The organism is Microcoleus sp. BM001215392 (genome assembly GCF_036700185.1).
GTDB lineage: Bacteria > Cyanobacteriota > Cyanobacteriia > Cyanobacteriales > Microcoleaceae > Microcoleus.
The window spans coordinates 32315-41730 of the sequence record NZ_JAUBOJ010000015.1 but is presented as its reverse complement, the minus strand read 5'-3'; the positions used below and the strand labels follow the sequence as shown (position 1 = coordinate 41730).

Below are 9416 nucleotides of genomic sequence, written 5' to 3'. Positions count from 1 at the left end.
TAAGGGTAGAGGTCGCTCTCAAACTGTCAACTGTCAACTGTCAACTGTCAACTGTCAACTGTTGAACGACATACTTAAATCAAGCCCGAAAATATCTAAAATTGATTGTGCTTTGTGAAGCACTGAACCTGCAACGAGCAACCAGTTGTATTGTAGAGTCAGGGGAAATCAGACAAGTTCAGCAACAGCGGCAACAAGTAAAGTGAAGCAGGGTGAAGTTTTTGGGAAAATTAAGCCAAAATATAACTAGAGTTCCTTCCCTGCTTCCCGACTGAAATGGATATTGCTTCACTAGATGCTTGGTATTCTCAATCTCAGCGCCGCGCCGCTGTTTCGCTATTGATGAAACGAGTAGGCGTCACTCGCACTAGGGCTGAATGCTTTGTCAGGCTTTGGATTTACTTATCAGTGAAACAGCTTCAGGAAAGCCAGCCCCGCCTCAAACCGCCGCTGGCGAAACTGGAATTGCTACCAGCAGAGGTGCAGTGCACTCACCGGGAAGCAGCAGAACTATTTTACTCGGATTCCGATCGCGGGAGCGATCGCGCCGCCGGCATGATGTTAGATAAACTAGAAGCACTCGGATTGATCGAAAAACACTTTGACGGAAACGCTACAGCAATTCAAATTCAACCCATCCCAGAAATTTTAGATCCCCCGAAGCCCGAAAAGTCAGTCAAACTCAAATTAGATGATTTTAACCCTCGGTGCGACACCATCCCCGTGGCTAATTTACTAGCAATTAATTACAACTGGATGAACCGCAGCACTCATGCAGTTCCCTACCAAATTGCTAAAATTCTCCGGATTTTAGCTGGCAAATATGCAAAAGGAATGGGAGTTTTGCGCCGCTGCGACAACCTACATCCTGTCGGCTTTTTCTTACTTTATCCCACCGCAGCCGAATCAGAAGTTAATTTTTTTAACGCACCCAGTAAAAGCCTGCACCTAAGTTCTATTTCTGCTGAAATAGATCCTTTTAAGATGGCACTTCCGGGAGATGAAAATTGCCAGTCAGTATTTGTGCGGAGTTGGATGATCGATGCGCAATATTTGGAAGAATACCGGGTTGTTTTCCTGGAACACATACAGCAAGTTTTAGTTGAAATGAAAAAAGATTTTCCCAATCTTTGCGATTTGCACACGCTAATGATTCACCCAATGTACGAAAAAATGAGCTTAGCTTTGGGGTTTCAAAAGACTAACAGTGATGCTCAGTTATCTCTTTATTGGATGTATTTAGGATTGGATAGATTTTTGGAGCTAGACATCAAGGAAGCGCTCAAAAAATCCTAAGTCATATTAAATCCCCGGTTCCCTCGTTCGCAATGCGAGTGCGGGAGGATCTCAGTCAGGTAATTAGTAGAAATGCTTGAGAGAGGAAGAGGAAACTGTCTAAAATATAGAAACCAACCGATGACTCAGAGACAACTGTGACAGTAGCAAAAACCATGAGTGGGATGGGTTTCGGGAGCGTCCCGCATCTACAATTTAAGTGCGCAACAGCTTAGTGAAGGACGAGACTACAAGGCTGTTAGTTTGCAACAGCAAGGATTGACTGCTTTCTGCCACAAGTATGAGGAACTGGTAGACTGTACTAAGAGGCAACCTTTACCCGACACAATTACTTGTGTAAATTGCGATGAAATTAAATCTCAAAACTTGGTGAATTACTTAGATTAATATCGATCCAACCAGCAAACTATCACAAGATTCAAACATAAAGATTTTGTGTTAAATTTTATATTTAATTAGCATGAGTTGTGAAATATTTTCTTTTTTGTGAACCTTTTACTCTATTTTGGTAGCGACAAACGAGATAAAATTATCTTATTTAGTATCTATTTTTGACGATTATTAAGCCTCAAACTCTCTTTTTTTTTAATCCTATTTATTGACAATGCAATACTCGATATTCAATGCTTTTTATCCGAGATCGCTTCTCATCCTTAGCGTAGCCATCCAGAACTCGAAGCAATCTCTGCATTCGTTTTTTACTCTCATTTTTCCTCGATAACTGCCCCAAGCCAAATTTATTTAGCTAGAGCTAACATTTTCAAGAAGTTGCGCGCGCAACCTGCAATTTTCTTAAAATAAAAGCAACACATTGCTGTGAGGTTTTATTAGCGGTATATCGCGGCAAATAAGCCTAAGTCAATGTATTCACTTTAGCCGAACTTAACTTTACAGAGGTATTAAAAGCAACACTCATTTAAAGAAAAAAAATTTGTGTGAATAACGAAGTAGTTGTGATATGATATTAAGTGCCGTTAACGTTTTTTTGGGTTGCCAGATCGATAGAAAGTTCGGTTCGTAAGCTATCTAGAAATGAAAGCAATCAGAGTGTATGTCTCAGCGATTTTTTTCCATTCACCAGAGCGTTAACAATCTCACAATATGAGATGGGGTGCGCAGCTACAATCATCAATATTTACTCAGTCTTGCTGGAAATAAAGACTGATCGAACATCCAAGGTGCAAGCTACACTAACAGACTTCTCACAAAAATACCGCAAATTATGAACACAACAGTGATTCAAAAATCGGAAAAATTCTGGTACAAGCTTGCAAATTATTGCCTCAAAAACTATCAATGTCTGATACAAGACCCCCGACTGTTTTTGATGCGAAAGTTAGCTCGTTTCGAGATTGTACGCGACTGGGCGACGATATTGTTGAAGCGTCCAACTCAATCTCGCGAAATTAGTCAAGAATACGCTTCAATTTTGGGAAAATTGGATGTAGGTGCGATCGCAGCAACTATCGAAAGTGACAGTTGCTATCAAGGTCTCCAGCTACCTGAAGACGTAGTTCAAGAACTTGTTAAATTTGCCGGTTCTACCGTTGGCTACATTAACAGAGACTCCCAGCGTCCCTGGCGCTGCACGGGAACAGAACAAATGGGTGTGGACTTACCTAAAAACGCCCGCGTTTGCAGCTATATGAGCAACGGAAAACAGTCCTCAACCCTGAAAAGATTGGAAAAAGACGCCGGTATACTAGCTATTGCAGCTAAATTTCTGGGTGCCGAACCAGTACATATGGGAAGCGAAATATCGTGGAGTTTCCCAGTTCCAGCCGAAAACCACGTCCAGCAACGCGAAGCAGCCCAAGTCTTTCACTACGATTTAGACGACTATCGGTTCATTAAGTTTTTTTTCTACCTTACCGATGTCGATATGTTCAGCGGGCCACACACTTATGTTTCTGGAACTCACAAAGGCAAAAAGTTGATGCACCAAGTTATAGGTACGCGGTGTGCAGATATCGATGACGAAAAGATTGTTGAACATTACGGCGATCGAAATGTGATAAATATCTGCGGCAAAGCTGGTTTTGGGTTTGTAGAAAATCCCCTTTGCTTTCACAGAGGAACGCAGCCAATCAAGAAAGCCCGCTTGATGCTGCAACTAGAGTATACCATTAACGACTACGGCAACATTCACGAGGCTTTCGGTTCCTAGCAAGTCAACTTCCCCAATCAGGAAGTCTTGTCTGTATATCGAGACTTTTTGGATTATCTTCTGCGCTGTTCCATTTCTAAAACATGATTTAGATGCGGACAGAGAAGATATTATTTCCCAAAACGACTGCGAATGCGATCGACAAACATCTCAACTTCCGGCAACTTCATCTGATTGACAAACAGAGCAAAAACTCCCAACCCTACGACACTTGCCAAACTCAACTGCACTATTTGAATTACCAAACCTTCAGTACCCAAAACTATTTGACAGCCGCGCAGAGTAGCCAAAGCAGCGAAAGCAGTCAGAGAACTACCCGAAGCCAACCCTAGAAAAGGCAAACTCCACTCTCCCCAAGGCAGACCCCCCAGCTTTTTATCTAATAAGTACAAAAACATAATCATCGAAATCAGATTTACTCCCACCGTCGCCAGAACTAATCCGGGAGCACCGAAAGCTCCTACTAGCAAATAATCCAGCAGTCCGTTCAAAAAGATATTGATAATACTGACCTTAAAAGGTGTCTCTCCGTCTCCCAAAGCGTAAAATACCCGCACCAAAACGTCGCGACCAAGATAAACAAACATTCCAATACTGTAAGCCATCAAGATCGGTATGACAAACTGCGAGGCTGACTGATTAAAAGCATAGCGTTCGTAAACAATGCGGACGATGGGTGTAGCCAGTGTCACCATTAAAGCGCTCAAGGGCAGCATCGTCAGCCCGGTCAAAATTAAAGCTTGACGAATTTTATCTTTTAATTCCGGCCAGTCTTGGGGTTCGGTAAGGCGAGAAAAAATTGGCAAAAATGGCACTAAAATTACATTAGAAATGATGCCTAAAGGAGTCATCACTAACAAGCCGCCGTAACCCATGGCAGATGCAGCTTGAGGGATGTAGGATGCGAAAAATAAGTCGGTATAGACATTAATTTGCAGCATTCCCGAGGATAAGGTAGCAGGAACCATCACCTTAACTACTTCTTGCACTCCGGGGCGTTTAAAATTAAACCGCAAACGCAATTTTCCCAAGCCTGCGCGCCACTGCGCCACCAGTTGCACCAACCACTGCAAAACTGCTCCCGCCAAAGTTCCCCAAGCTAAGACTAAGCCGCCGATTAGTGCGTATTGTGGCTGAGTTATTTTGTCTCCGAGTTGCATTGCGAGAATCGCCAAACCGCCGACAAGTGCAACGCTGGAAAATAAAGGGCTGATCGAAGGAAGCCAATACATATCGGCAGCGTTGAGTGTGCCGAAACCAATGCCGATTAAGCCGGAAAGTAATGCCATCGGCGCCATAATCCGAAATTGTTGGACGGCTATTGCTTTGATTTCAAAACCTTCGGGTGTTCTATTTAATCCCGGTGCTACTAAATCGATCGCCCGATCGGCAAAAATAATTAAAGCGACTGTTACCAACAGCAATATGCCACCAACTAAGGTGGTGATTGTCTCTACTAAGGGTGCAGCTTCTTTTTTGTCGCGGCGAGATAAAACGCTGACGATCGCGCTGTGAAACGGCCCGTTAATGCCTCCGAGCAAAATAAATAGGAAACCAGGGATAACATAGGCGTAGTTGTAGGCATCGACGGCGACACCGACTCCAAAGGCTGCGGCGATCGCAATTTGGCGTACCAATCCAAAGACTTTGCTAATCAGAGTGGCGACTGCGACAATGCCGGCAATCCCTGCTAGGGAACGAGAGGGCTTCTGGGTTTCAGACACAAATGGTTACAAACGCTAGTGCTAAAAGGCTTCGCTAAGTTTAATAGCAAATCTGGACGATCGTAACATGAATTATGAATTTTTCTATGTATCTGGGTTTCGTGCTATGATTTTTTGGCATTAATTCGTTCTAGTAACTGCCAACATTTTAGTAATTTGACTTTTAGGAGATTTGACAATTGCTGAAACTTTATTATAATCCGCTGTCTACTAATGCTCGTCGCGTTTGGATTGCTTTGCTGGAAAAAGAGATTGAGTTTGAGTTGGTGGCGCTGAATTTAAACGGCGATCAGTTTCAACCAGATTTTTTGACGATTAGCCCTTTTCACCACGTTCCGGTTTTGGCTGATGGCGATTTTCATATAATAGAAACTCTGGCTATTCTGGATTATCTGGAAGCTAAGTATCCCGCGATCGCACTATTGCCACAGAATGCTCGGGATTTGGCGATCGTCCGCATGGTACAAACGGTCACAGTCAACGAATTGACACCAGCGCTGAGTCCCTTTGTCCGCCAGAGTTTCGGCGGCGCAGGCGAACCCGAGAATCTGGAAAAATCTGCGCTGCAAGTGGCGGCGGTACTGAGGTTTTTTGAGAAGTTGTTGGGCGATAAAGCTTTTTTTGGTGGCAACACGATTACCCTCGCGGATGTTGTGGCTGGTGTTTCCGTGCCTTGGCTGCCCGAACTAGGCCTGTCTTTGGAAAATTACCCCAAATTGCAGGCTTGGTGCGATCGCTTAAATTCCCGCCCTTCTTGGCAACAAACACAAGCCAGTCCCGAACTGTTGGAAGCTTTTAAAGCGCAGATGAAACAGTTGATGAAAGGTAAGACAAATCAGCCTTTAAATGATGAGATAAATGAGTTGAGGAAAGAAGATAAATAACCGATCGCTAATACAGCAGATTTCACGTTTATCAAGTATAACTCAGATCGTTCTATCCCCGTAGGGACAAGGCATTCCGCCATTGGTGTCAACAACCAGGTAACACCAGCAGTCCGGCAGGGGTTGAAACCCCTGCCTCAAAGAAGACAGTCCTCTCAAAAGGACTAATAGATATCTCCCAAAAAACTCAAACCCCAAGTCAAGCCTAAGCTAAAATCTAATTTCTTGAGAAGTTTCATGAATTATTCAGTCCTCTTTTAGAGGACTTTCGCCCGACGCTAGGGGTTTAAACCCCTGGCGGTATTTGAGGTTCAGCAATATTTCAGATTAAGTTGATACTAATGGACACGGTGCGGTGTCCCTACTACTTCATAAATCCAAAATCCAAAATCTAAAATCTAAAATCCAATGGCTGACTTAATTTACAAATATCCCCCTCTTTTGCCCGGAACTCTCATCAAGCGATACAAGCGATTTTTCGCCGAAATCGAACTAGATACGGGAGAAATCATCACCGCCCACTGTCCGAATACCGGCCCGATGACTGGTGTTTTGATTCCCGGAAATCCAGTGCTAGTCTCTCCCAGCGACAATCCCAAACGCAAGTTGGCTTATACTTGGGAATTAATTAAAGTTTGCGATACTGTCCCAACTTGGGTAGGAGTTAATACTGGGCTGCCAAATCGAGTAATTAAATTAGCTTTGGAATTAGGCTTGTTTCCTGAGTTGGGCAATTACAGTTTAATTAAGCCGGAAGTTGTTTATGGAAAAGAGCAAAAGAGTCGAGTGGATTTTTGGCTGACTGGTGGGGAAAAACCGATTTTTTTGGAAGTTAAAAATACAACTTGGGCAAAAGATACATTAGCTTTATTTCCCGATACAGTCACAGAACGGGGACAGAAACATTTAAGAGAATTGATCGAAGTGGTGCGGCAGGGTTCGAGGGCTGTAATGCTGTATTTTATTAATCGCGGCGATTGTACGGATTTTGCTCCGGGCGATAGTGCCGATCGCCTTTACGGAGAATTGTTCAGACAAGCCATCAGTGAAGGTGTGGAAGTTTTGCCTTGCCGATTTGACGTAACTCCCGAAGGTCTCCGATATTTGGGCTTAGCAAAAATGGATTTCCCAAGCCCTCAATGATTAATTTAAATTGCCTGCATTTCTGCATCTATCTCGACATAAACGACGCCAGTTATAATCTTGAATCCTTCTAGTTGGGACTGAGAAACTTCTCCTGTAATGATGCCAATCAAAGGTAGCACCTCACCGACTTTCATTCCCGCCGACTTTAAAACAGTGACAACAGATTAAATTACCTATAACCCATGTTCTGCACTTCAAGATGCAATATGTAATTATTACATTAGTTTGGTAGTTTGGCAAACACCAAAACAGAAAAAGCCAATACAGCCAAAAAAATCGCTCCAAGCGATCGAACATTTGCTCAAATTGTGTGAGTATTTGGTAAATTTTGCTGAATCCTGGGTGATTTACCTCTGCCGGAATCTGGTTCAGCATCCTCGGACTCAGGACACAACCATCGCTCCAATCCTTGAACACCCACCGTCGGCGATCGAGTATGTGGAGCTGGCTCAAAGCAATGACAATCAACACAAAAATTGACTTTCATATCGTTCGGGCTGCTCAAATCAATTATTATAATTTATGCTCTCCCCCAAAATTACAATTGAGTTGATTGGTATGCCAACTTGCGATTGAATGGGTTAAATAATTTGGCAAATTCAAGATAATTCACTTGAATTGATTTGAATTTAATCATTCTGCAACACGGCACAGACATTGACACTAAAACAGAAATTTTGCTATTTCTTTAAGTTCTATCTTCAGTAACAGCGAATGTTTCGCTTACAATACAGTATGTAGCATCTCACCAAAAAGAGCGATCGAACTATGGGAATGACCCTGACCGAAAAAATATTGGCCAAAGCATCCGGCCGCACTAAAGTTGAGCCCGGAGAAAACATTTGGGTAGAAACAGACGTATTGATGACCCACGATGTCTGCGGGCCGGGCACCATCGGCGTTTTCAAACGGGAATTCGGCGAGAATGCTAAAGTCTGGAATCCCGACAACATCGTCTTAATTCCCGACCACTATATTTTCACCAACGATGAACGCGCTAACCGCAACGTCGATATTCTCCGCGATTTTGCCGCAGAACAAGGGATAAAATACTTTTACGACATCACAGATCGATCGGACTTTAAAGCAAATCCCGACTATAAAGGAGTTTGTCACATCGCCCTCGCCCAAGAAGGCCACACGCGCCCCGGCGAAGTGCTTTTTGGTACAGATTCCCACACCTGCAATGCCGGCGCTTTCGGACAATTTGCGACCGGTATCGGCAACACAGACGCCGCTTTTATCATGGGAACCGGCAAACTTTTAATTAAAGTTCCCGCAAGTATGCGCTTTGTACTCAACGGCGAACTGCCAGATTATTTGTTAGCAAAAGACCTGATTTTGCAGATTATTGGTGATATTAGCGTTGCCGGTGCTAACTACCGGACGATGGAATTTGCGGGCGATACAGTCGAACGTTTGACGATGGAAGAACGGATGACGCTGTGCAATATGGTAATTGAAGCTGGCGGCAAAAATGGCACCGTGGCTGCCGACAAAACTACCTTTGATTACGTTAATCCTCGCACTAATGTGCCGTTTGAGGCATTTTACACTGATGCGGATGCTACATTTTATAGCGATCGCAGCTACGATGTCAGCAAATTAGAACCAGTCGTCGCCAAACCGCACTCCCCCGACAACCGCGACTTGGCCCGCAACTGCCGCGATGTCAAGATCGATCGAGTGTACATCGGTTCCTGCACCGGCGGCAAAACCTCCGACTTTTTGAGTGCCGCCCGCATTCTCAAAGGAAATCAAGTCAAAGTTCCGACATATTTAGTACCAGCAACTCAGAAAGTTTACGAAGATTTGTTTGTGACAAAATACGACGGTCAAACGCTGTCGGAAATCTTCTTAGCCTCCGGCTGCATCGAACCCGCAGCGCCTTCTTGCGCCGCTTGTTTGGGCGGCCCGAAAGACACTTTTGGACGCATGAACGAACCGGAAATTTGCGTGTCTACAACTAACCGCAATTTCCCCGGCCGGATGGGGAACAAAGAAGCACAAGTTTATCTCGCTTCGCCTTACACGGCGGCCGCTTCGGCGCTGACTGGACACGTCACCGATCCGCGCGAATTCCTGCGTTAGAAAGTAGCTGATGTAAGGTGCGCACCCTACGAGATGTAAGGTGTGCACTGCGCACCCGGAGGCCACTGGAATGTGCGCAGTGCGCACCCTACGAGATGTAGTACCCGG

The 9416-nt window shown here is 44.2% G+C and carries 9 protein-coding genes; 7 read left to right on the top strand and 2 right to left on the bottom strand.

From position 1 onward, the window contains the following. The first annotated feature begins 276 nt into the window (after positions 1–276). From QT974_RS03525 to QT974_RS03515, 3 genes are all read left to right on the top strand, one after another. The gene (locus QT974_RS03525) at positions 277–1296 is read left to right on the top strand and encodes a hypothetical protein (protein WP_333467139.1); all 1020 of its coding nucleotides are present in this window, start codon (positions 277–279) and stop codon (positions 1294–1296) included. Positions 1297–1455: 159 nt separating this feature from the next. Then, a complete protein-coding gene (locus QT974_RS03520) occupies positions 1456–1683 on the top strand; it encodes a hypothetical protein (RefSeq protein ID WP_333467138.1) in 228 nt (75 codons plus the stop codon). Positions 1684–2518: 835 nt separating this feature from the next. After that, positions 2519–3463 carry a hypothetical protein gene (locus QT974_RS03515; RefSeq protein WP_333467137.1) on the top strand — a complete coding sequence of 315 codons (945 nt, stop codon included), beginning with the start codon at positions 2519–2521 and terminating at the stop codon, positions 3461–3463. A gap of 110 nt (positions 3464–3573) precedes the next feature. Here the strand turns inward: QT974_RS03515 and murJ are convergent, their stop codons facing one another. Continuing rightward, positions 3574–5187, bottom strand: coding sequence for a murein biosynthesis integral membrane protein MurJ (murJ, locus tag QT974_RS03510; RefSeq protein ID WP_333467136.1), 1614 nt, complete (start codon positions 5185–5187; stop codon positions 3574–3576). Positions 5188–5366: 179 nt separating this feature from the next. Here murJ and QT974_RS03505 point away from each other — a divergent pair, with 179 nt between their 5' ends. After that, the gene (locus tag QT974_RS03505; RefSeq protein ID WP_333467135.1) at positions 5367–6071 is read left to right on the top strand and encodes a glutathione S-transferase family protein; all 705 of its coding nucleotides are present in this window, start codon (positions 5367–5369) and stop codon (positions 6069–6071) included. 408 nt (positions 6072–6479) lie between these two features. Then, entirely contained in the window at positions 6480–7214 is a 735-nt protein-coding gene (gene sfsA, locus QT974_RS03500) for a DNA/RNA nuclease SfsA (RefSeq protein ID WP_333467134.1), read from the top strand. A gap of 5 nt (positions 7215–7219) precedes the next feature. Here sfsA and QT974_RS03495 read toward each other — a convergent pair whose 3' ends face one another. After that, positions 7220–7351: a hypothetical protein gene (locus QT974_RS03495; protein WP_333467133.1), complete on the bottom strand. Its 132-nt coding sequence runs from the start codon at positions 7349–7351 to the stop codon at positions 7220–7222. Between the two features lie 91 nt (positions 7352–7442). On the opposite strand from QT974_RS03495, the gene QT974_RS03490 reads away from it, so the two are divergent. Both QT974_RS03490 and QT974_RS03485 read left to right on the top strand, forming a co-directional pair. Further along, on the top strand, positions 7443–7697 hold the full coding sequence (locus tag QT974_RS03490) for a hypothetical protein (RefSeq protein ID WP_333467132.1): 255 nt from the start codon (positions 7443–7445) through the stop codon (positions 7695–7697). Between the two features lie 288 nt (positions 7698–7985). Beyond that, on the top strand, positions 7986–9308 hold the full coding sequence (locus QT974_RS03485) for a 3-isopropylmalate dehydratase large subunit (RefSeq protein ID WP_333467131.1): 1323 nt from the start codon (positions 7986–7988) through the stop codon (positions 9306–9308). Positions 9309–9416 lie beyond the last annotated feature (108 nt).

Bases quoted from the DNA above. Each gene is read 5' to 3' on its own strand.
- QT974_RS03515 (WP_333467137.1), top strand. From the start codon at position 2,519: ATGAACACAACAGTGATTCAAAAATCGGAAAAATTCTGGTACAAGCTT.
- sfsA (WP_333467134.1), top strand. From the start codon at position 6,480: ATGGCTGACTTAATTTACAAATATCCCCCTCTTTTGCCCGGAACTCTC.
- QT974_RS03495 (WP_333467133.1), bottom strand. From the start codon at position 7,351: ATGAAAGTCGGTGAGGTGCTACCTTTGATTGGCATCATTACAGGAGAA.
- QT974_RS03525 (WP_333467139.1), top strand. From the start codon at position 277: ATGGATATTGCTTCACTAGATGCTTGGTATTCTCAATCTCAGCGCCGC.
- QT974_RS03485 (WP_333467131.1), top strand. From the start codon at position 7,986: ATGGGAATGACCCTGACCGAAAAAATATTGGCCAAAGCATCCGGCCGC.